Source organism: Streptomyces sp. NPDC093600 (assembly GCF_044764755.1).
Lineage (GTDB): Bacteria > Actinomycetota > Actinomycetes > Streptomycetales > Streptomycetaceae > Streptomyces.
The window spans coordinates 287416-308715 of the sequence record NZ_JBIWIU010000001.1; the positions used below are offsets into that span (position 1 = coordinate 287416).

Sequence of the window (21300 nt, forward strand, 5' to 3'; positions counted from 1 at the left end):
ACCCTCGCGCCACTGTTGCGCCCCCGGCGCGCCTCCGGCGCTCACGGAGCGTCGATATCGGGTTGTGTCCTTCGGGATGGCCGTCACGGCCCGGAGTCGGGGCCCTGCTCCGGTACCCTCCGTGGGATGCGAGTGGTTGAGAGCCCGGTTCGTCCCGGTGTTGCCCGTGCGGCGGCTCCGGCGCGGGGAATGCCCGCCGCTCGCGCCCCGTGGAGGCGCTGTACGCGCCCTTGTTCGACTACCCGCAGCGTGCGTCGCACAGTATGGACCATGCGTACTCCTTCGCGCTGGAATATGCCTGAAGCGCTTGTTGCGGTGACTGTACGTCAACCATGCTGTCTCGCAAGGAATTCACGTTCCGTAAGGGCGTCGATGGCTGTGAGGCGCGAGGCGATGTGTCCGCCGGTTCGGATGGTGTGAGCGGTGCAGGTGCTTCAGGTTCAGTTGGAGGTCGGGCCCGACCCGGCAGAGGTGGGACGAGCCCGGCGATGGGCCCGTTCGAGGCTCGCGGGATCGGGCATAGAGGATGACGAGCCACTGGCCGAGACGCTGGTGCTGCTCATCTCCGAGCTCGTGACCAACGCCGTGGTGCACACCGGCTGTCCGGCCGTGCTGCGGATGCTGTTCGGCGCGGGCGTCCCGGAGGCCGGGACGGTGCGGGTCGAGGTCGCCGACCGGAGCGACCGGCCGCCGCGTCCGCGCCACGCCGAGGGCGAGGACACCAACGGGCGCGGCCTGGAGCTGGTGGACGGCCTCGCCGACCGGTGGGGCTGGCAGCACGAGGGCATCGGCAAGAGCATCTGGTGCGAGGTGGACCGGGGGGCGCCGATGGCGCCGCCGCCGGTGGTCTCGCCCCCCTCGGCGTCCGTTTCCGTTTCGGCTTGAGCGGCGCGCTGTTGACGGTTCGTGCCGATTTGTTCACCCTGGGGTAAGCGATTCGTCGCGAGGGGAGTCGAGGGTGTGAACCCCTCGGCGAGTACGGGTCGTGGCGGGGTGGCGGTCCTCGTGCCGTGCTCGGGGCGCGCGCGAGCGCGCCGCCACCCGCGAAGCCACCGCGCTCGTTCAGAGGATCGCGACCGGGGCCACCGGTGTGCCCGTGCCGCCGACGAACGGTTCGGGCATCGCGGAGAGCAGGAAGGCGTACCGCTCGCGCTGTCCACAGGCTGTGGACAGATTCTCCAGATTCCAGTTCTGGCCCTGGAGCATCCCCATCTCGACGAGGTCGAGCGCGTGCACGGGCAGCCAGAGGTTCTCGACCTCCGGCGGGAAGATCTCGAAGGTGAGCGTGTCGTTGGCGACGGCGGCGACCTCGCGGGCGTGGAACCACTCGGGCGTGCGGATCGAGAGCCCGGGGGAGGGGAACGCGTACGCGTGCTTGTCGCCGGCGAGGTACTGCCGCACCTGCCCCGTCCGTACGAGAACGATGTCGCCGGTCCGTACGGTCACCCGGCCGAACTCCGCCGCCTCGTCCAGGTCCTCGGGGGTCACGGCATGGTCGCCGGGCAGCCGGTCGAGCCCCTTCGCGGCGGCCACGTCCAGCAGCACGCCCCGGCTGACGATGTGGCGGGCGGTGTGGATGCCGCTGAACTCGGAGCGGCCGTGCGGGGTGATCGTGGCGGCCGGGCGGCCGTTGTAGATCCTGCCCGAGTGCGAGACATGGGTGAGCGCGTCCCAGTGGGTGGCCGCCTGGAGCCCGAAGGTCACGGCGTCGTCGCTGGTGGCGACCGTACCCGGGCCGAAGAGCTCCTGGTTGACCTGCACCATGACGTGCAGCGGGTTGACCCGGCCGGGGATCATGCCGGTCTGGACGCCGTCCTGCTTCAGATCGAGGGCGAGCGGGACGCGCTGCCCGGAGACGACGGTCCGTACCGCCTCCCGTACCACCTCGTCGGTGATCAGATTGAGGGTGCCTATCTCGTCGTCCCGGCCCCAACGCCCCCAGTTGTTCACGCGCTTGGCGATGTCGTGGAACTCCGGCGGGAGGGAGGAGGGAAGTGACATCGGGGCCTCCGGGGTCTTGTTCTCCGGTATCTGACGGGTCGTAGAATTCGGATCTGCGGTGAATCTAACGGACCGTCAGAAAGTGCGGGAAGGGGCCGGGCGTGGGGAACTTCTTGGCAGGCAAGGTCGTCGCCGTGACGGGCGCGGGGCGGGGCATCGGCCGGGCGGTCGCGTTCGCGTGCGCGGCGGAGGGCGCGAAGGTCGTCGTCAACGACTACGGCGTCTCCATCGAGGGAGAGGAGCCGACATCGGAGATAGCGCGCTCCGTCGTCAAGGAGATCGAGGCGGCGGGCGGCTCGGCGGTCGCGGTCGCCGACGACATCGCGACGATGGCGGGCGGACAGCGGGTGGTGGACGTGGCCCTCGCGGAGTACGGGCGGATCGACGGGGTCGTGTGTGTGGCCGGGATCCTGCGCGAGCGGATGCTCTTCAACATGTCCGAGGAGGAGTGGGACCCCGTCGTGGCCACCCATCTGAAGGGCACCTTCACCGTCTTCCGGGCGGCCTCGGCGGTGATGCGCCGGCAGGGGGCCGGGACGCTGATCGGCTTCACCAGCGGCAACCACCAGGGCTCGGTGGCCCAGGCCAACTACGCGGCGGCGAAGGGCGGCATCATCTCGCTGGTGCGCTCGGCCGCGCTCGGCCTGCACAAGTACGGGGTCACGGCGAACGCGGTCGCGCCGGTGGCACGGACCCGGATGTCGGCGAACGTCCCCATGGAGCTGAAGGAGATCGGGGAGCCGGAGGACGTGGCGGCGCTCGTCGTCTACCTCCTTTCGGAGCGGGCGCGGGCGGAGAGGATCACCGGCCAGGTGTACACGATCGCGGGCCCCAAGATCGCGGTGTGGGCACAGCCGAGGGAGCTGCGGGCGGGGTACGCGGAGGGTTCCTGGACCCCGGAACGGATCGCGGACTTCCTGCCGGGGACGGTGGGGGTGGACCCGATGCCGATGCTGGCGCGCGTGGAGGAGCTGGCGAGGGCGGCGGCGAAGGGGGCCCGCCCGAACGCGTAGGGGTGCGCGGGGGGCCGTGCCCCGCCGCCCACAACCGGTAGGCGGGGTGAGGCAGGCGCCTGGCCCCCGAGACGAGGGAGACGTACATGCGTGGAGTCGTGTTCGACGGCAAGGACGTCCAGGTCGTGCACGACCTCGTCGTGCGGGAGCCCGGGCCCGGGGAAGTCGCCGTCGCCGTACGCGCCGCCGGGCTCTGTCACAGCGATCTCGCCGTCGTCGACGGCACCATCCCCTTCCCCGCCCCCGTCGTCCTCGGCCACGAAGGCGCCGGCGTCGTCGAAGCCGTCGGCCCCGGCGTCACCCATGTCGCCCCCGGCGACCACGTCGCCCTCTCCACGCTCGCCAACTGCGGCGCCTGCCCCGACTGCGACCGCGGCCGCCCCACCATGTGCCGCAAGGCGATCGGCCGGCCCGGGCAGCCCTTCTCCCGGCCCGGCGGGCAGCGCCTCTTCCAGTTCGCCTCGAACTCCTCCTTCGCCGAACGGACCGTCGTCAAGGCCGTCCAGGCCGTGCGGATCCCGCCCGACATACCCCTCACCTCCGCCGCCCTCATGGGCTGCGGCGTCCTCACCGGCGTCGGAGCCGTACTCAACCGGGCCAAGGTCGACCGCGGCGAGACCGTCGTCGTCATCGGCACCGGCGGCGTCGGGCTCAACGTCCTCCAGGGCGCCCGGATCGCCGGCGCGCTCACCATCGTCGCCGTCGACACCAACCCCGCCAAGGAGGAGGCCGCCCGCCGGTTCGGCGCCACCCACTTCCTCCCCGACGCGGCCGGCGTGCGGGACATCCTGCCCCCCGGCGCCGACCACGTCTTCGAGTGCGTCGGCCACACCGGCCTCATCCGTACCGCCGTCGACCTGCTCGACCGGCACGGCCAGGCCGTCCTCCTCGGCATGACGGCCCCCACCGCCGAGGCGAGCTTCCCGCCCGCCGCGCTGTTCCTGGACAAGTCGATCCTGGGCTGCCGCTACGGCTCCTCACGCCCCCAGAAGGACATCGCGCTCTACGCCGAGCTGTACCGCCAGGGCCGGCTCCTCCTCGACGAACTCGTCACCGCGACCTACCCGGTGGAGGACTTCGCCGAGGCGGTCGAGGACGCCGAACAGGGGCGGGTCGCGCGCGGGGTGCTGACGTTCGCCTAAAGCCCGGCCCCCCAACCCCGCCCGCCGCTCAGCCCACCGCTCCCGCGCGGAAGGTCCGGCGGTAGGCGCTCGGCGTCACCCCGATCGCCGCCTGGAGATGGGAGCGCAGCGACTGCGAGGTGCCGAAACCGGCGTTTCGCGCGACCTGGTCGACCGGCAGATCCGTCGACTCCAGGAGGTGCCGGGCGCGTTCCACCCGCTGCCGGGTCAGCCACTGCCCCGGGCTGACCCCCACCTCCTCCCGGAAGCGGCGGGTGAACGTCCGTACGCTCATCGACTCCCGGGCCGCCAGGTCCCGGAGCTGGATCGGCTCGTGCAGCCGCGCCAGCGCCCACGCCCGCGCCCCCGTCGTGGTCGCCGTCCCCGGCTCCGGCAGCGGGCGCGCGATGTACTGCGCCTGGCCGCCGTCCCGGTGCGGCGGTACGACGGTCCTGCGGGCCACCTCGTTGGCGACGCCCGTGCCGTGGTCCTTGCGCACGATGTGCAGGCAGAGGTCGAGCCCGGCGGCCACGCCCGCCGAGGTCAGCACGTCCCCGTCGTCGACGAACAGGACGTCCGCGTCGACCCGCACGCTCGGGAAGAGCCGCTGGAAGTGCTCGGCCGAGGCCCAGTGCGTGGTGGCGGGCCGGCCGTCGAGGTATCCGGCGGCGGCCAGGACGTACCCGCCGGTGCAGATGGAGACCAGCCGGGTGCCGGGCCGGATGTGCGCGAGGGCGGCGGCCAGCTCGTCGGTCAGCCGTCCCTCCTCGTAGACCGGCCCGAGTTCGTAGGAGGCCGGGACGACGACGGTGTCCGCCGTGGCGAGCGCCTCCGGGCCGTGGTCGACGTGGATGGCGAAGTCCGCGTCCGTGGGGACCGGCCCGGCGACCGGGGCGCAGGTCACGATCGTGTACAGCGGACGGCCCGCCGGGTCCTTGGCGCGGCCGAAGATCCGGTGGGGAATGCCCAGTTCGAAGGGGAGGAGACCGGGCAGGGCGAGGACGACGACGCGATGCGGCACAAGAAATTCCCTTGGTGGTCCAGACCAGTTGCTGCTACAAGTCGGGTCCGTGACGGACAAGCAATCGGAGCACTGCTCGTACAAGTCTGAGGTGCGGGCGCCCATTCCCGCGCCGGTCGGGGCACCCGCCCTCTGGAACCGCAACTTCCGCCTCTTCTTCACCGCCCGCGCGGCCGCCGTCTTCGGCGAGGGCATGGTGCCCGTCGCCCTCGCCGCCGGACTGCTCGGGGCGGGGCACTCCGGCTCCTCCGTCGGATACGCGCTCGGTGCCTGGATCGGCCCGTTCGCGCTCTTCGTGGTCTTCGGCGGCGTCCTCGCGGACCGTTTCACCGCCCGCCGGATGATGATCCTCGCGGACGTGCTGCGGTTGCCCGGCGCGGCCGTCCTCGCCGTCTCCTTCGCCGCCGGCGGCCCGCCCCTGTGGAGCGTGTACGCGCTCTCCGCCGTCAGCGGCGTCTGCGCCGCGCTCTTCCAGCCCGGGGTCGCCTCCACGATCCCGCGCGTCGCCCCCGACGTGCAGCGCGCCAACGCCGTCCTGCGGGTGGTCGAGTCCCTGATGACCATGGCGGGACCGGCCGTGGCCGGCCTCCTCGTCGCGCTCTCCGGCGCGGGAGCCGCCTTCGCCGCCAACGGCCTGACCTTCGCGGTCAGCGCCCTCTGCCTCGGCCTGATGCGGATCCCCCCGGTCCCCGGCGACACGGCGGTACGGGGCTCGCTCGGCGCCGAGATGGCAGTCGGCTGGCGGGAGTTCAGGGCCCGGAGCTGGCTGTGGGGAGTGATCGCGATCTGGACGGTGTACGGGCTGACGGTCGCCGGGCCGATGGTCCCGCTGACCGCCACCCTCGTCACCGGGGACCACGGCTCGGCGGCGTACGGCGTGCTGATGGCGGTCCACGGCGCGGGCAGCGCGGCCGGCGGTCTGCTCGCGCTGCGGCTGCGTCCGCGCCGCCCGCTGGCGGCCGGAGCGGTGGCGCTGCTCGGTCTCCCGGTGAACCTCGCCCTGCTCGGTTCGGGCGCGTCCGTGGCGGTCCTCGGCGTGGGGCAGTTCCTGGGCGGGGCGGCGTTCGCGTTCTGGCTGGTGATGTGGTCGACCTCGGTCCAGACGCATGTGCCGCAGGACGCGCTGAACCGCATGCACGCGTACGACGTGGCCGGTTCGCTGCTGATGATGGCGGCGGGCCGCGCGCTCGCGGGGCCGGTGGCCGAGGCGGTGGGCACGGAGGAGGTGCTGCTGGCGGGCGCGGGGATCGCGGTGCTGGTGGTGGTGGCGTTGCTGGTGGTACGGCCGATCAGGACCCTGCCGAGGGTGTGAGGCGCGGGTCGGTCCCCGGGTCGGTCCTGACCCTGGCCGGCCCCCGATCCGTCGCCGCCCCGCGCCATGGCCCGATCCTTGCGAAAGCTGTCATCCGGGCCAGTGGTCCGCGCGGCCGCCGCTCACGATGCTGTGTGACGTGACCCAGACAACCGACACCACCTCCTCGCCGCCCGCCCCCCTCCGTACCCCGCGAGTGCACCGTGCCTGGTTCGTCGCGGCCGTCACCTTCGTCACGATCATCGGCGCAGCGGCCTTCGCCTCGCTGCCCGGACTGCTGATCGAGCCGCTGCACCGCGACTTCGCCTGGTCGCGGGGCACGATCGGCTTCGCCGTCTCGGTGAACCTCGCGCTGTACGGCCTGACGGCGCCGTTCGCCGCGGCGCTGATGGACCGGTTCGGCATCCGCCGGGTCGTCGCGGTCGCGCTGAGCGTGATCTCCCTAGGCTCCCTGCTGACCGTGTGGATGACGGCGGCCTGGCAGCTCGTGCTGTTCTGGGGCGTCCTCGTCGGTCTCGGGAGCGGCTCGATGGCGCTGGCGTTCGCCGCGACGGTGACCAACCGGTGGTTCGTCGCCCGGCGCGGCCTGGTGACCGGCATCCTCACCGCCGCCGGTGCCTCCGGCCAGCTCGTCTTCCTGCCGCTGCTGGCCTGGCTGGTGGAGGACCACGGCTGGCGCCCGGCCTCGGTGACCGTCTCCCTGGCCGCCCTCGTGGTCGTCCCCTTCGTCTGGCTGCTGCTGCGCGACCACCCGGCCGACGTCGGCCTCGCGCCCTACGGCGGCGCGTACACCGAGAAGCCGGCCCCGGTGCCGGGCGCCGCCCGCCGGGCGGTGACCGTACTGCTCAAGGCCGCCCGCACCGGACCGTTCTGGCTGCTCGCCGGGACCTTCGCGATCTGTGGCGCCTCCACGAACGGCCTGGTCAAGACCCACTTCGTGCCCGCCGCCCACGACCACGGCATGCCGATCACGGCGGCGGCCTCGCTCCTGGCCGTCATCGGCGTCTTCGACGTCGTCGGCACGATCGCCTCGGGCTGGTTCACCGACCGCTTCGAGTCCCGGCGCCTGCTCGCCGTGTACTACGCGCTGCGCGGTGTGTCCCTGCTCTTCCTGCCCCTGCTGCTCGCGCCCTCGGTCCACCCGCCGATGGTGTTCTTCATCGTCTTCTACGGCCTCGACTGGGTCGCCACGGTCCCGCCGACGATCGCCCTGTGCCGCGAGCACTACGGCGAGGACAGCGCGATCGTCTTCGGCTGGGTCCTCGCTTCCCACCAGGTGGGCGCGGCCGTGGTCGCCTTCGCGGGCGGTGTCGCCCGGGACGTCTTCGGCTCGTACGACGTCGTCTGGTACGCCTCGGGCGGCCTGTGCGCGGCGGCCGCCCTGATGGCCCTGGTGATCCGGAGGCGGCCGGCCACGGCGTGAACCGCCCTAACCGGCCACGGCATGAACTGCCCCAACCGGCTACGGCGTGAACCGCCCGAACCGCCCCCGGTGGAAGAGCAGCGGCCCACCCCCGGCCTCGGCCCCCAGGGCCTCCACCCGCCCCACCACGATCAGATGGTCCCCGCCCGTGTGCACCTGGGCGATCGTGCAGTCGATCCAGGCCGGGGCGCCGTCCAGGCGTGGCGAGCCCGTCACCGGGGCCGGGGCGTGCGCCACGCCCGCGAACTTGTCGGCCCCGCTCCTCGCGAACCCCAGGCAGAGGTCCTCCTGTTCCGCCCCCAGGATGTTCACGCAGAAGGCGCCGGCCCGGGCGATGTGCGGCCAGGTCGTCGACGTACGGGCCACCATGAACGCGACCAGCGGCGGGTCCAGGGACAGCGAGGCGAAGGACTGGCAGGCGAAGCCCGCCGGTCCCTCCGGGCCCTGGGCGGTCACGACCGTGACCCCGCTCGCGAAGTGGCCGAGCACCCGCCGGAACTCGGCCGGGTCGACCGGCAGCCGCTCGTCGTCCCGTACGGCCCGGAGCCGTGGCCCCGGGCCGTGCTCCACGGCCGTGGCCGCCCCGGCCGACCTGAGGTATCGGACGGCGGTGGCCGCCATCCCCGCGTGTCCCATCACCTCACCATTGAAGCTGACGGAGTATCAGATGGAAACCCGTGCGGAGGAACCCGCGCGGTCAGACCAGCGCGTCCTTGTACGCGATGTTCACCCGGCGGTCGCCCGACTCCCCGGACGCGAAGCCGAAGGTCAGCCGGGGCAGATAGCCACCGGGCCGCGCCGGGTCGGGGAGGAGCATGATGTTCATGCCCTCCGGCTCCCGATAGACCAGGCTCTTCAGGGCGCGGGTGAGAGCACGCTCCGAGGTGCCGGTGTTCAGGTCGACCTTGGTGATGTACGTGGTGCCCACGTCCGTCGTGTCGGTCGGCCCGCCGCTGGTGTACGCCCCGCCCTCCAGCATGTACATGTACGAGCCGTAGAGGCAGAACCCCTGCGAGGAGTACACCGGCCTGGGCAGGTCCGCGAAGTGGTGCAGCGGCGCGCCCAGCGGGGCGGCGACCGCCGCGTCCAGGTCCCAGACCGCGCACTGCAGCTGCCCGTTGCGGTTGAACCGCACCATCACCCGGCGGTGGTGCATGTCGACGACCGGCCGCGGCGCGGACAGCGTCGTCCCGGCGCCCGGCAGCTTGAGCGGGTCGGGCGTGCGGTCCTTGAAGTCCATCGCCGTACGGTCCGCGGCACTGTCCCAGTGGAAGCTGCGCGGCGGCTGGTCGGCCGCCGGGCCCATGTACTTGATCCGGCACAGCTTGGTGCCGAAGCCGGTGTCGCCCGCCGCGTTCGGCTCGGAGTCGTACTCGATCCAGATGTACGGAGCGGAGCCGGCGGCCGTCGGCTCGATGCCGATCTGGGCGGCGTGCCCGAAGCCGCGCAGATACATCCGGCCGAGCTTGGTCGAACCGTCCGCGCTCAGCTTGGTGATGGCTATGTCGCCCTCGCGCTTGCGCGTCGCGTAGGACACGCCGTCACCCGGGTTGTACATGACCTGGGCGACGTACCAGTGCTTGTTGACGTGGTCGTAGCCCGCGCACTGCATCACCGTGGGGCACCAGGCCGGCTTGTGCATGAACACGGCGTTCGATCCGTCGGCGAGGTCGAAGGACAGCGACCCGGGCAGCGCCGTGGCACCGGCTTCCCCGGTCAGGCTCCGCGCCTGAGCCGGCGAGGCCGCGGCGGCGCCCAGCACAAGCGCGGCGGCGGCGCCCCCGCCGAGCCGTATGAGCCCTCGTCGACTGACCGGATCCGTACCGAAAGCGCTCATCATCTTCCCCTCGTGTCACAGACGTTGAGGGGACAACCTACGTCGCCGCCCGCCCGCCCGCACGCGGGGAACGGGCCTTACCGGCCTTCGTACCGAGGAGTCCGCCGCTCCACGAAGGCCGCCACGCCCTCCTTCGCGTCCCGCGTCGCCATGTTGATCTCCTGCGCCGCCGCCTCCGCCGCGAAGGCGGACGCCCGGTCCGCGTCCAGCGAGGCGTTCACCAGCTGCTTGGTGAGCGCCAGCGCCCGCGTCGGGCCCCGCGCCAGCCGCTCGGCCCACTCCCGCGCGCTCTGCTCCAACTCCTCCGCCACGACGACCCGGTTGACCAGCCCCAGCGCCAGCGCGTCCGCCGCCGGAAGGGCGTCGCCGAAGAACATCAGCTCCTTCGCCCGCTGCGGGCCGACCAGCCGGGGCAGCAGATAGGCCCCGCCGCCGTCGGGCACCAGGCCCCGCCGCACGAACACCTCGATGAACCGCGCCGGCTCCGCGGCAAGCACCAGATCACAGGCGAACGCCAGATGCGCCCCGAGCCCCGCCGCCGTCCCGTTCACCGCCGCGATCACCGGCTTCTCGCAGTCCAGGACGGCCCCGATCAGGCGCTGCGCCCCGAGCCGGATCGTCCGCGCCACATCACCGGGCACGCGCTCCCCGGCGGCGGACGTTCCGCGCAGGTCGGCGCCCGCGCAGAACCCGCGCCCGGTCGCCGTCAGCACCACCGCCCGTACGCCGGGGTCGGCGGAGGCGTCCCCGAGCAGCGCGATGATCCGCTCCCGCTGGTCCCGGGTGACGGCGTTCATCGCCTCCGGCCGGTTGAGCGTGATCCATGAGACGCCGTTCTCGACGGCGTGCAGTACGTCGTCCACCCGGAAGCCTCCTCAGCGGCAGACCGCGAGCGCGTCCAGGGCCACCGCACCCTGCCCGCGCTCCAGCACCATCAGCGGGTTGATGTCCAGCTCGGCCAGGTCGCCGTCGAGTTCGAGCGCCATCCGCTGCACCCGCAGCACCACCTCCACCAGCGCGTCCATGTCCGCCGCCGGCGCGCCCCGTACGCCGTCGAGCAGCGCCCGCCCGCGCAGCTCGTCGAGCATGTCCCGGGCCTGCCGCTCCCCGAAGGGCGGCACGCGTACGGCCGTGTCCCGCAGGACCTCGACCAGGACGCCCCCCAGGCCCACGGTGACCGTCGGCCCGAAGAGCGGGTCGCGGGCCACCCCCACCACCATCTCGACCCCGCGTCCGACCATCTGGCAGACCAGGACGCCGTCGAGGTCGACGCCTTCGTAGCGGGCGATGTCGGTCAGCTCGCGGTACGCGTCGCGGACCTGGCTCGCCGAGGTCAGCCCCACCTTCACCAGACCCAGCTCGGTCTTGTGGGCGAGCCGCGCCCCGGACGCCTTCATCACCACCGGATAGCCGACCAGGCCGGCCGCCCGGACCGCCGCCGCCGCGCTGGTCACCAACTGCTCGCGCGGCACCCGGATCCCGTACGCCCGCAGCAGCTGCTTGGCCGCGTGCTCGCTCAGCTGCCGGCCCGGCCGCAGCAGCGCCCGCGCCTTGCGGAAGGAGGGGGACGGCGTGCGCGGGGCCTCGTCGAAGGGGGAGCGGTAGGCGGTGGTGAAGCGGTGGTGGTCGAGGTAGGCCTTCACGGCCCCGATGCAGTTGGAGAACGTACGGAAGGTGGCGACGCGCGAGGAGCCGAGCAGCGTCTCGCGGTAGGCCGCCTCGGTCCCCACCGGCGAGCCCCACACCACGCACACCAGCTTGTCGGTGGTCTCGGCCGCGTCCACCAGGTCCTGGGCCAGCTTGTCGCTCATCGGCGGGAACGGGCCGGTGATCGGGCAGATGAGGACGCCGACGGCCGGGTCGGCCAGGATCGCGTCGATGATCTGCCGGCCGCGCCGGTCGCCCACCGGATGCCCGCCGTTGTCGACGGGGTTCGCCACGTGCAGATACTCCGGTATCCACTGGTGGAGCTCGGCCTGCCTGGCCTCCGACAGGGTCGGCAGCCGCAGCCCGGCGGCCGTGGCCAGGTCGGCGAAGTGCGCGCCGGTGCCCCCCGAGATGGAGTACACGACGACGCCTTCGGCGACGGGCTTACGGGCGCGGGCGAGGAGGGCGGCGGTGTCCTGGAGCTCGTCGAGGCCGTCGACCCGGATCACCCCGAACTGCCGCATGGCCGCGTCGACCACCTGGTCCGCCCCGGTCAGTTTGCCGGTGTGCGAGGCGGCCGTCCGCGCCCCGGTCTCGGTGCGCCCGACCTTCACGGCCACGACCGGCACCCCGTTGCGCGCGGCCCGGTCGGCGGCGAGGAGGAAGGCCCGCCCGTCCTTGAGCCCCTCGACGTAGCAGGCGATGGCCCCGACCTCGGGCCGCTGGGAGAAGTACGAGATGAAGTCGGCGGTCTCCAGATCGGCCTCGTTGCCGGTGGGCGCCCAGTGGGAGAGCCGTATGCCGAGCTCCTGGAGGGTGTGGACCGGCCGGCCCTGGTGCCCGGACTGGGTGATGAGCGCGATGGCCGGCCCGTCGAGGTCGTCGCGGAACCGCTCGAAGACGTTGAGATTGGTGTTCGGCCCCAGGAGCCTGATCCCGGAGCGCCGCACCGCCTCGGCGAGCCGCTCCTGCGCGGCGGCGCCCTCCGGCCCCGTCTCGGCGAACCCGGAGGCGAACGCGACCGCGAACCGCACCTTCGCCTCGGCGAGTTCCCCGATCAGGGGCAGCGGGTCGGCGACGAGCAGGACGGCGAGGTCGACGGGCTCGGCGAGGGTGGCGGCGAGCGCCCCGACGGACGGCACGCAGGGGATGCCGAAGACGGTGGTACGGGTCGGGTGCACGGGCACCAGCTCGGCGCCGACCCGCTCGGCCCAGGCGACGAGCCGGCGGGTGATCCCGGTGTTGGGCCGCCCCTCGGCGTCGGAGGCCCCGACGACGGCGACGGACCGGGGCCGGAAGAACCGGTCGAGATCGGGCACGGGGGCGTGCAGCGGCCGGCCGCTGACGTCCTGGTCGCCGTCCACAGCGGTGACGCCGTGGACGGCGGTGCCCTGGGTGCCCGGGTGCTCTCCGCAGGCGACCACGCGGGCGCGGAGATCGGTGGTGAAGGTGCCGTGAGTCGATCCAAGCATCGTTCCGCCCGTCCCTCGTCCTGACCTGACGCACAGTCAGATTACAAGTCTGATGCTTCGTCAGGAACAGTCGTGCGGCAACGAGCGAGGACGTCGTCCGCCGGAGCGGGCGCCGACCGTGGCCGTGCCCGCGTCGCTCAAGGCCTCGCGGACGGCTTCGCGGCCCGGCGGGCGATGGTCCGGGCGATCTTCTCCGCGTCGATCGCCATCTCCCGCAGCATCCCGCTGATGGGATTGGTGAACCCGGTGAAGTGGAGCCCCGGCGCCTGGCGCGATGTCCGGCCGCCGTGCGTCATCGGCAGCCCCCGGTCGTCGAGCACGCCCAGGTGGCCGACGAGGGGTTCCAGGGCCCGGCGGTACCCCGTCGCGGCGATCACGGCGTCCGGGCCGATCCGGGACCCGTCCGCGAGCACGACCTTGTCCCCCTCGAAGGACTCCACCGCGGCGACCACCTCCACCTTCCCGGCGCGTACGGCGTCGATCAGGCCCACGTCCTGCACCGGGATCGCCCCCTCGCGCACCCGGGAGTACAGCCCCGTGTCCGGGCGCGGAAGGCCGTGCTCCGACAGGTCCGGTACGGAGATCCGGGCAACCAGCGCGCACGCCCGGTCCACCAGGCGCACCGGCAGCCGGCGCACCAGGATGCCCGTGCGCTGCGCGGGCCAGCCCACCGTGGAGCGGCGGACGATGTGCGGCACCGTGCGCACCGCGAGCCGCACCCGCCCCGCCCCGCCCTCGGCGAGGTCGGCCGCGATCTCGGTGCCGGTGTTCCCGGCGCCGACGACGAGCACGTCCCGGCCCGCGTAGGGCGAGGGGTCGCGGTACGCGCTCGCGTGCGCGAACTCCCCGGCGTACGAGGGGAGGCCCGGCCAGTCGGGCAGGCGCGGGCTGTGGTTGTAGCCGGTGGCCACGACGACGGCCGCGCCGGTGAGCCGGCGTCCGCCGGTGGCGTGCAGGAGCCAGCTCTCGCCGTCCTCGGCGCGCTCGACGCGGGAGACCTCGACGCCCGTCACGATCTCCAGGTCATGGAACTCGGCGTACTTCTCCAGGTACCGCACGACGTCCGCGCGGGCGACCCACCGGCCGAAGGAGCGGGGTATCGAGAGACCCGGGAGCGCGGACAGCCGGCGGGTGGTGTGCAGCCGCAGCCGGTCGTAGTGGGAGCGCCATGACGCCCCGACGGCGTCCGACCGCTCCAGGACGACGGCCCGCACGCCCCGCCGGCGCAGGGCGGCGGCGACGGCGAGCCCGCCGGGGCCGCCCCCGATGACGTACACGGGATGGGCGGGTCGGGCGTGGGGGGTGTGGTCCATGACTGCTGAGCGTAATGACGTGCTCACTTGTTGGGTCTCGGTCAAGAGGGGGTTCGGTTGCGAAATGGTCACGCGTGCAAGGGGCTTGCGCGGGCCGTGTGAAGTCGGCTGAACTGACGTACCGTCAGTTATGTCGTCGGGGAGGAGTCCGGCAGAAATGCAGACCATCTGGCTCACCGGCGCGGAATGGCTCGCCGTCCTCCGGATCGGCCTCGGCCTGTGGTGGCTGGAGAGCTGGCGCCACAAGGACAGGAAGGGCTGGTTCGAGCGCGGCACGGGCATCGCCTGGGCGGCGGACGTGGCGGCCGCCCACCGCTGGCGGGCCGTGCGGACGGGCTTCGACAGGGTCGTCGCCCCGCGCCCGAAGCTGATGGCGTACGTCGTCGTCCACGCCGAACTCGCCCTCGGCCTCGGCCTGGTCGCCGGTTTCCTCACGCCCGTGGCGCTGGCCGGCGGCCTGCTCCTCAATCTGCTCTACCTCGTCCTGATGATCCACGACTGGGCCGAGCAGGGGCAGAACGCGATGATGGCGCTGATCTCGCTGGTCGCCCTCTTCGCCATGTCCTGGCAGACCTGGTCCCTCGACCACGCGATCGGACTCTTCGGATGACTGCCGCCACCCCGGACGTCGACGCCTTCACCCGCGCCTACTGGGACGCGGCCGCCCAGGGCCGCCTGCTGCTGAGGAGGTGCGCCGCCTGCGGCCGGGCGCACCACTACCCCCGCGAGTTCTGCCCGCGCTGCTGGAGCGACGACGTGCGCTGGGAGCGGGCGAGCGGCCGCGCCACGCTCTACACCTGGTCGGTCGTCCACCGGAACGACCTCGCGCCGTTCGGCGAACGGGTCCCCTACGTGGCGGCGGTGGTGGACCTGGCGGAGGGCCCGCGCATGATGACCGAGGTCGTGGACTGCGCGGAGGGGGAGCTCCGGATCGGGATGGACCTGGAGGTCACGTTCCGCGCGGAGGGCGAATTCCGGATCCCGGTCTTCACACCGCGACGACGGTGACCCGCTCGCCGCAGAGCCGGCCGGTCGTCCGCGCGGCTCCGAACGAGTGGACTCGCCGGAACGCGCCGGGCGGACGCCTCCGCGACGGGTACCCGTGGTCATGCCGCCTCCGCGCCCGTGACCTGGAAAGGCAACCCCGCCGTGCGACGACGTAGCCCCCACCGCCGACCGCTCGCCGCAGCACTGCTCGCGGCGGCCGTGCTGACGCCGATGACGGCGGCCCCCGCCACGCCCGTCCACGCCGCGACACCCCCACCCGCCCCGCAGGCCACGACCGCGCCACCCACCCCGCTCGCCGCGACACCCCCGCCCGCCACGACCGCCGACTGGTACGACCACGACGACTGCCACCGGGACGGGTTCAGCGCCGAGCTGATGGCCCGGCTCGACAAGACGATCGAGGACGTCCGCCGGCAGGCGAAGATCCCCGGCGCGGTCGTCGGGCTGTGGATGCCGAACAAGGGGTGCTACGTCCGCGCGTCCGGCGTCGCCGACACCGCCACCCGCAAGCCGATGTTCGCCGACACCTTCGTCCGGATCGGCAGCGAGACCAAGACCTTCACGGTCACCGCGCTCCTCAAGCTCGTGGACGAGCGCCGCGTCCGCCTCGACGACCCGATCGCGAAGTACATCCTGGGCGTGCCGAACGGCCACCGGATCACGCTCCGCCACCTCGCCGAAATGCGCAGCGGACTGTTCCCGTACACCTCCGACCCGGACTTCCTCCGCGACCTGCTGAGCGACCCCCGGCGCACCTTCACCCCGTGGGAATCGCTCGCGTACGGCTTCAAGCACCCGAACGCCTTCGCACCCGGCAAGCGGTTCCAGTACTCCGACACCAACCTCGTCCTGCTCGGCCTGGTGATCGAGAAGGTCAGCGGGACCAAGCTCGCCGACTACATCGGCAAGCGCGTGCTCGGCCCGGCCCAGCTGCGCCACACGCTCTTCCCGGAGGGCGCCGAGTTCCCCGAGCCGCGCGTGCGTGGCTACACCGACCGGACCCGCAGCGGTGCGGTCGCGGACGCCACGGACTGGAACCCGAGCTGGGCGTCGGCGGCCGGGGCGATGATCTCCAATCTGCAGGACCTGCACCGCTGGGCCAAGATCCTCGCCACCGGGGAGCTGCTCAACCCCGAGATCCAGGCAGAGCGCCTCAAGACACTGCCGACCGGCTCCCCCGGCACCACCTACGGCCTCGGCATCTTCCAGACCAACGGATGGCTCGGGCACAACGGCTCGATCCCGGGCTACGAGACCGTCACCGTCTATCTGCCCTCACAGAAGGCCACCCTCGTCATCATGATCAACACGGATGCCGAGAGCCAGGGCCAGGAGCCGTCCACGCTCCTGGCCCGGGCGATCACAGCGGTCGCCACACCGGGCAACGTCTACGACGGCGCGGTCGCCACCCCGTAGGCCGCCTCCGATGCCGACCCGGCGAAGGCCAGGATGGCGGGCGCCGCGTCGGACAGCGTCGTGAAGTGCCGGTGCGAGCCCTCGGCCGGGAGGGGCGTGTTCACCGTCCACACCGTCATCCCGGCATCGAGACCCGAGCGGACGCCGGAGGGCGCGTCCTCGATCACCAGACAGTCGGCCGGGTCCGCGCCCAGCTTCTCGGCGGCCAGCAGGTACGGAGCCGGGGACGGCTTGCCCTCGGCGACGGCCGCCGCGTCCACGACGAGGTGGGGGAGCGGCAGCCCGGTCCGCTCGAAACGGCCCCGCACCCGGTGCTCGTAGTTCGACGTCACCAGCGCCCACCGGCCGACCGGAAGGGCGGCGAGCAACTCCGCCGCCCCGCCGAAGGCCGCGTACGAGCCCGTCCGTACGTCCGCGTCCTCCAGCTCGTGGAGAAGCGCGAGGCACTCGGCCGGATCGCGCTCCGGCACGACGGCGGCGAACGTCTCGACGGGCCGAGTGCGCCGCGCGACGGCGTACACCTCGTCCCCGTCGAGCCCGTACCGCGCGGCCCAGGTGTGCCAGACGCGGCGCTGGTTGTCGACGGCGTCCATGAGGGTGCCGTCGACGTCGAAGAGTACGAAGTTCCTACCGGTCACGCAGCGGATGCCACGGCCACGAACGCCGCCCAGGCGGAGGGGGCGACGGCGAGCTGGGGGCCGTGGGGGTTCTTGGAGTCGCGGACGTGGATGGTGGTGGGGTGGGCGGCGACCTCGACGCAGTTGCCGCCTTCGGCGCTGCTGTAGCTGGACTTGCGCCAGTGGTAGGCGACTTCGATGCAGTTGCCGCCCTCGGAGTCGCTGTAGCTGCTCTTGAACCAGGCCAGTTCGGTGGTGTTCATCGCTCTCCCAGCAGTTTCTCGATCCAGGCCAGGGACTCCTGTTGCGTGAGTGCCTGCGCCCGGATGATCCCATAGCGCTCGGCGTAGGTACGCGTCTCTTCCGGATCGGTGATCAGCCGAGCGTGCCCGTAAATCTCGGTGTACGCGACCTCCCGACGCCCTCTCGGCGTGAGAAGGGTGAACGCGCCTCCCAGGTAGGGGTGCTCGTACTGATCTTGTGGCATCACCTGGAGGTCGATCGTCCGGCGCATGGCCACCTCTCGGATGCGGCGCAACTGCTCCCGGTGGACCTCCGGGCCGCCGAACGGTCGCAGCAGCACTGCCGCCTCCAGGACGAAACTCATGGTCGGCGCAGGCCACTTGTCGAGGATGACCTGCCGCGCCAGCCGGTCGGCCACCCGCTTCTCGACCGTCTCCTCGTCCAGCATGGGACGGCGGCGAGCGAAGAGCGATCGCGCGTACGCCTCCGTCTGCAGAATGCCCGGCACGGCCTGCACCTCGTAATAGTGCAACGCCACCGCCTCCGCCTCCGCCTTCGCGAAGTCACGGAACCAGTCCGGGTGCCGCGTCCTCGCCCGCGCCAGTGCCTCCCGTACGTCGTCCACCGCCGCCGTCAGCACGCCCCCCGCACCCAGCGCCCGGTCCGTCCGGAGGAGGAAGTCCGGTTGAGGCGTGCGTACCCCGCGCTCGACCGACGAGACCAGGTCCTCGCTACAGTGCGTGGCCTCGGCGAGTTCCGCCTGGCTCAGGCCCGCGTTTCTCCGCAGGACCTTGATGATCTTTCCGAGCGCACTGAACAGGTGCGCCGTTCCGTCGACTTCGGACGGCCGTTCCGGCCGTTCCTCCCGGTTCCCCGACATCCGTACCGCCTTCTGGGCGTGCTCGTACCACTACTCAGCGTCGTGCCGTCGTCGCTGGTCAGCGTACGGCCGGGACGCCAGGCTCGACCTCATGAAGTCCGAAATCTCCACTCCAACCGGTGAGTTCGCGCAGCGTCTCTCGGCCACCCGCCGTGGCGCCCGCCTCGCCCGTCTCCTCGCCGTGCGGCAGCTCCACGACTGGGGCGTGACCGCCACCGAGGCGGCGGAACTGGTCGTCGCCGAGTTCGCCAACAACGCGGTCACCCACGGCCGCGTCCCCGGCCGCGACTTCGAGGTGCGCCTCGCGCTGGCCGCCGACCACCTCCGCGTCGAGGTCTCCGACGCCCGGGGCGAGCGGGAGCCCGAGCCCGTCTCCGTACCGGACGAGGGTGGCTACGGACTGCTGCTGGTCTCGGCCCTCGCCACCGCGTGGGGCGTCAAGGCCCGCTGCGTCGGCAAGACGGTCTGGGCCACGCTCCCGCTCTCCCCTCCTCGGCCCGCCCGGCACGATGCCGAGCGGGCCGCTCCGGGCAGGTCGGTCTGACCGTCACCAGGCCCGGAGCTTCGGGCTACCGCCGCTCCACCAGCCCTCGTACGTACGCCGCCTGGCCCGCGTGCTGGTTCTCCTCCGAGATCACGCTCACGAGGCGGACGCCCAGGGTGACCGGCGGGTCCCAGGAGTCGTCGACGATCCGGTCCAGGTCCGCGTTGGTCACCGAGGCGAGGTGTTCGAGGGAGCGCTCGTGCACGGCGTCGTAGTAGCCGAGCAGCAGCTCCGCCGGGGCGCGGACCTGGCCGACCTGCTTGCTGGAGTGGCCGTAGCCGGTCGCGTTCTTCGGGAAGGGGAGGCCGAAGCGGGACGACCAGTCGCCGGCGGTCCACAGCTGCTCGGTGCCGAAGGCTCCGGCGATGTGGTCGTCCTGGATGCGGGTCAGGTGCCAGACGAGCCAGGCGATCGAGTTGGCCTCCTCGTCGACCCGGACCGCGAGCTCCTCCTCCGACAGACCCTCGACGGCCCCGTGTACCGCGTCCTGGACGCGTGCGAACAGATCCAGCAGCAGGTCGGCACTCTTCATGTCGGTCACTCCTCGTCGATCGGGTCATCGGTCAGCGCGTTCAGCTCGGCCAGGGCCTCGTCGTCGAGGCGGAGGCCGGCCGCCGCGATGTTCTCCTCCAAGTGGGCCACCGATGAGGTGCCGGGGATGGGCAGAACGGCCGGGGACTGGGCCAGGAGCCAGGCCAGTTTCACCTGGGCGGTGGAGGCGTCGTGCCGTGCGGCGATCCGGGCGAGCGTGTCGACGGGCTCCGGGCGGCCGAGCGGGTCGAGGGAGAAGAACGGCACGTAGGCGATCCCCCGCTCGGTGCAGACGTCGAGGACCGCCGGCTCGGGGCGGTGGGCGACCGCGTACATGTTCTGCACGGCGGCGACCGGCGCGATCCGCAGGGCCTCGTCGAGATGGGCGGTGGTCACGTTGCTGATGCCGAGGTGCCGTATCAGGCCCTCGTCGCGCAGCTCGGCGAGCGCGCCGAACAGCTCGGCCATCGGGTTCGCGGCCAGCTGGGACGGCAGCAGCCGCAGATAGACCAGGTCCAGATGGTCCCGGCCCAGCTCGCGCAGCGAGCGGTGGACGTCCTCCCGGAGCCTGCGCGCGTCGGCAGGGTCCATCCAGCTGCCGTCCGGGTTCCGCCCCGGGCCGACCTTGGCCGCGATCACCAGGTCGTCGGCGTAGGGGTGGAGCGCCTTGCGGATCAGGTCGTTGGCGGCGATGTCCTCGTGGAAGTAGAACCACGCGGTGTCGATGTGGTTCACGCCGAGATCGACGGCGCGCCGCAGCACCTTCACCGCCGTCTCCGGGTCGTTCGCGGGGCCTTCCCATCCCCGGGCGGGGAGCCGCATGGCGCCGAAGCCCATCCGGGCCACCGGGAGATCGCCGCCGAGAAGGAATCGCGTGTCGCTGGTTGTCGTCATGAACGAGATCGTGCGGGCTGCTCGCACACAAGGGCGAACAACCCGCGATCCGAACCGGGGCCGGTCACCGGTCCCGGCGTCCCGCCCGCCACTCCTCGGCCGTGGCCTCGACGTCGAACGGCTTCAGGTGCAGCGGCGGCCCCGTAGGCGGGCGCTTCAGCGCCTCGGTGATCTTCTTGTTGATCTCGTTGACGATGCGGCGGACCTGGGACTCCGAGACGGCCCGGCCGATCGCCTCCTTGGCGTCCTCGGCCTCCTTGCGGAGGGCGAGAGAGGGCGGCAGGACGGACGCGCCCTCGCGGTGGAGCTTTCCCTTGATCCACCACAGCTCGTCATAGGGAGCGCGGTCGTCGTCGAGGGGCCGTCCGAAGCCGGCCAGCCGCTGGAACTCGCCCCGTTCCTCCGCCTCGCGGATCTGCTTGTCCACGAATGACTCGAAGCTGACGCCGGGCGGTTTGCGTTCGGTCATACGTCCAGCGTAAAAGGCAGGAGCCCCGCTCGTGCCCGAAGGCGCGGAGCGGGACTCCTTGGGTACTTCTCTAGCCGTGCGCGATTACCGCCGACCCGGGCAACTTAGGCCGGGGTGACGTTCTCCGCCTGCGGGCCCTTCGGACCCTGCGTGACGTCGAAGTTCACGAGCTGGTTCTCCTCGAGGGAGCGGAAACCAGACGCGTTGATCGCGGAGTAGTGGACGAAGACATCCGGGCCGCCGCCGTCCTGGGCGATGAAGCCGAAGCCCTTTTCAGCGTTGAACCACTTGACGGTTCCGGTAGCCATAAGCCCTCCTTGGGCCAAAGGGTTGCCCTGCTCCAGAACCTGCAAAGAAGTCTGAAAACTACAAAAGCCTGCGGGTCACATGCTCCGCAGGCTCTGTACTGCAAGGGAAACCAAACTGCAACTTGCGACGAGCGTAGCACGCAGGGTGCGTCACGCACTAGAGGGAAAGATCACGTCACTCGCATGTTTGAAACGCTCCCCATGCGCTGACGCGCCGAGGCCCCGCCCCC

At 72.2% G+C, this 21300-nt stretch carries 23 protein-coding genes; 9 read left to right on the plus strand and 14 right to left on the minus strand.

Features of this window, described 5'->3' with window-relative positions:
* Positions 1-423 precede the first annotated feature (423 nt).
* Entirely contained in the window at positions 424-885 is a 462-nt protein-coding gene (locus ACIRB4_RS01440) for an ATP-binding protein (protein ID WP_403287769.1), read from the plus strand.
* 177 nt (positions 886-1062) lie between these two features.
* On the opposite strand, the gene ACIRB4_RS01445 is transcribed toward ACIRB4_RS01440, so the two are convergent.
* Positions 1063-2001: a cyclase family protein gene (locus ACIRB4_RS01445; RefSeq protein ID WP_403287770.1), complete on the minus strand. Its 939-nt coding sequence runs from the start codon at positions 1999-2001 to the stop codon at positions 1063-1065.
* Positions 2002-2102: 101 nt separating this feature from the next.
* Between ACIRB4_RS01445 and ACIRB4_RS01450 the strand changes: the two genes are divergently transcribed.
* Entirely contained in the window at positions 2103-3014 is a 912-nt protein-coding gene (locus ACIRB4_RS01450; RefSeq protein ID WP_403287771.1) for an SDR family NAD(P)-dependent oxidoreductase, read from the plus strand.
* Between the two features lie 86 nt (positions 3015-3100).
* Positions 3101-4156 (plus strand): alcohol dehydrogenase catalytic domain-containing protein, encoded by a 1056-nt coding sequence (locus ACIRB4_RS01455; RefSeq protein WP_403287772.1) that lies wholly within the window; start codon positions 3101-3103, stop codon positions 4154-4156.
* Between the two features lie 28 nt (positions 4157-4184).
* On the opposite strand, the gene ACIRB4_RS01460 is transcribed toward ACIRB4_RS01455, so the two are convergent.
* Positions 4185-5156: a GlxA family transcriptional regulator gene (locus ACIRB4_RS01460; protein ID WP_403287773.1), complete on the minus strand. Its 972-nt coding sequence runs from the start codon at positions 5154-5156 to the stop codon at positions 4185-4187.
* Positions 5157-5247: 91 nt separating this feature from the next.
* Between ACIRB4_RS01460 and ACIRB4_RS01465 the strand changes: the two genes are divergently transcribed.
* Together ACIRB4_RS01465 and ACIRB4_RS01470 are read left to right on the plus strand one after the other, a co-directional pair.
* Positions 5248-6468, plus strand: coding sequence for an MFS transporter (locus tag ACIRB4_RS01465; RefSeq protein WP_403288635.1), 1221 nt, complete (start codon positions 5248-5250; stop codon positions 6466-6468).
* 127 nt (positions 6469-6595) lie between these two features.
* A complete protein-coding gene (locus tag ACIRB4_RS01470; RefSeq protein WP_403287775.1) occupies positions 6596-7891 on the plus strand; it encodes an MFS transporter in 1296 nt (431 codons plus the stop codon).
* A 39-nt stretch (positions 7892-7930) separates the two neighbouring features.
* Here ACIRB4_RS01470 and ACIRB4_RS01475 read toward each other — a convergent pair whose 3' ends face one another.
* From ACIRB4_RS01475 to ACIRB4_RS01495, 5 genes are all read right to left on the minus strand, one after another.
* Positions 7931-8512, minus strand: coding sequence for a flavin reductase family protein (locus ACIRB4_RS01475; RefSeq protein WP_403288636.1), 582 nt, complete (start codon positions 8510-8512; stop codon positions 7931-7933).
* A 76-nt stretch (positions 8513-8588) separates the two neighbouring features.
* Positions 8589-9728, minus strand: a complete 1140-nt coding sequence (locus ACIRB4_RS01480) for a hypothetical protein (protein ID WP_403287776.1) — start codon at positions 9726-9728, stop codon at positions 8589-8591.
* 77 nt (positions 9729-9805) lie between these two features.
* Complete coding sequence (locus ACIRB4_RS01485) at positions 9806-10525, minus strand: enoyl-CoA hydratase/isomerase family protein (RefSeq protein WP_403288637.1); 720 nt, start codon at positions 10523-10525, stop codon at positions 9806-9808.
* Positions 10526-10603: 78 nt separating this feature from the next.
* Positions 10604-12847, minus strand: a complete 2244-nt coding sequence (locus ACIRB4_RS01490) for an acetate--CoA ligase family protein (RefSeq protein WP_403287777.1) — start codon at positions 12845-12847, stop codon at positions 10604-10606.
* A gap of 137 nt (positions 12848-12984) precedes the next feature.
* Entirely contained in the window at positions 12985-14160 is a 1176-nt protein-coding gene (locus tag ACIRB4_RS01495; RefSeq protein WP_403287778.1) for a flavin-containing monooxygenase, read from the minus strand.
* 157 nt (positions 14161-14317) lie between these two features.
* On the opposite strand from ACIRB4_RS01495, the gene ACIRB4_RS01500 reads away from it, so the two are divergent.
* The 3 genes from ACIRB4_RS01500 (at position 14318) to ACIRB4_RS01510 (ending at position 16584) form a co-directional block, all read left to right on the plus strand.
* A complete protein-coding gene (locus tag ACIRB4_RS01500) occupies positions 14318-14770 on the plus strand; it encodes a DoxX family protein (RefSeq protein WP_403287779.1) in 453 nt (150 codons plus the stop codon).
* Positions 14767-15168: a Zn-ribbon domain-containing OB-fold protein gene (locus ACIRB4_RS01505; RefSeq protein ID WP_403287780.1), complete on the plus strand. Its 402-nt coding sequence runs from the start codon at positions 14767-14769 to the stop codon at positions 15166-15168. Before ACIRB4_RS01500 ends, ACIRB4_RS01505 begins: the two co-directional genes overlap by 4 nt.
* A gap of 141 nt (positions 15169-15309) precedes the next feature.
* Complete coding sequence (locus tag ACIRB4_RS01510; protein ID WP_403287781.1) at positions 15310-16584, plus strand: serine hydrolase domain-containing protein; 1275 nt, start codon at positions 15310-15312, stop codon at positions 16582-16584.
* On the opposite strand, the gene ACIRB4_RS01515 is transcribed toward ACIRB4_RS01510, so the two are convergent.
* The 3 genes from ACIRB4_RS01515 to ACIRB4_RS01525 are packed head-to-tail and all read right to left on the minus strand — an operon-like array spanning position 16557 to position 18324.
* Positions 16557-17222, minus strand: a complete 666-nt coding sequence (locus tag ACIRB4_RS01515) for an HAD family hydrolase (protein ID WP_403287782.1) — start codon at positions 17220-17222, stop codon at positions 16557-16559. The genes ACIRB4_RS01510 and ACIRB4_RS01515 overlap by 28 nt on opposite strands.
* Entirely contained in the window at positions 17219-17464 is a 246-nt protein-coding gene (locus ACIRB4_RS01520; RefSeq protein ID WP_403287784.1) for a DUF397 domain-containing protein, read from the minus strand. Before ACIRB4_RS01520 ends, ACIRB4_RS01515 begins: the two co-directional genes overlap by 4 nt.
* Positions 17461-18324: a Scr1 family TA system antitoxin-like transcriptional regulator gene (locus ACIRB4_RS01525; RefSeq protein ID WP_403287785.1), complete on the minus strand. Its 864-nt coding sequence runs from the start codon at positions 18322-18324 to the stop codon at positions 17461-17463. The genes ACIRB4_RS01520 and ACIRB4_RS01525 overlap by 4 nt, the downstream gene beginning before the upstream one ends.
* Before the next feature lie 91 nt (positions 18325-18415).
* Here ACIRB4_RS01525 and ACIRB4_RS01530 point away from each other — a divergent pair, with 91 nt between their 5' ends.
* Positions 18416-18868: an ATP-binding protein gene (locus ACIRB4_RS01530; protein ID WP_403287786.1), complete on the plus strand. Its 453-nt coding sequence runs from the start codon at positions 18416-18418 to the stop codon at positions 18866-18868.
* Positions 18869-18893: 25 nt separating this feature from the next.
* Here the strand turns inward: ACIRB4_RS01530 and ACIRB4_RS01535 are convergent, their stop codons facing one another.
* The 4 genes from ACIRB4_RS01535 to ACIRB4_RS01550 all read right to left on the minus strand — a co-directional run bounded on the left by ACIRB4_RS01535 (position 18894) and on the right by ACIRB4_RS01550 (position 21070).
* Positions 18894-19400: a DinB family protein gene (locus ACIRB4_RS01535; protein WP_403287787.1), complete on the minus strand. Its 507-nt coding sequence runs from the start codon at positions 19398-19400 to the stop codon at positions 18894-18896.
* 5 nt (positions 19401-19405) lie between these two features.
* The gene (locus ACIRB4_RS01540) at positions 19406-20293 is read right to left on the minus strand and encodes an aldo/keto reductase (protein WP_403287788.1); all 888 of its coding nucleotides are present in this window, start codon (positions 20291-20293) and stop codon (positions 19406-19408) included.
* A 64-nt stretch (positions 20294-20357) separates the two neighbouring features.
* Positions 20358-20762 (minus strand): DUF1992 domain-containing protein, encoded by a 405-nt coding sequence (locus ACIRB4_RS01545; protein ID WP_403287789.1) that lies wholly within the window; start codon positions 20760-20762, stop codon positions 20358-20360.
* 104 nt (positions 20763-20866) lie between these two features.
* Positions 20867-21070: a cold-shock protein gene (locus tag ACIRB4_RS01550; RefSeq protein ID WP_008738468.1), complete on the minus strand. Its 204-nt coding sequence runs from the start codon at positions 21068-21070 to the stop codon at positions 20867-20869.
* Between the last annotated feature and the right edge of the window lie 230 nt (positions 21071-21300).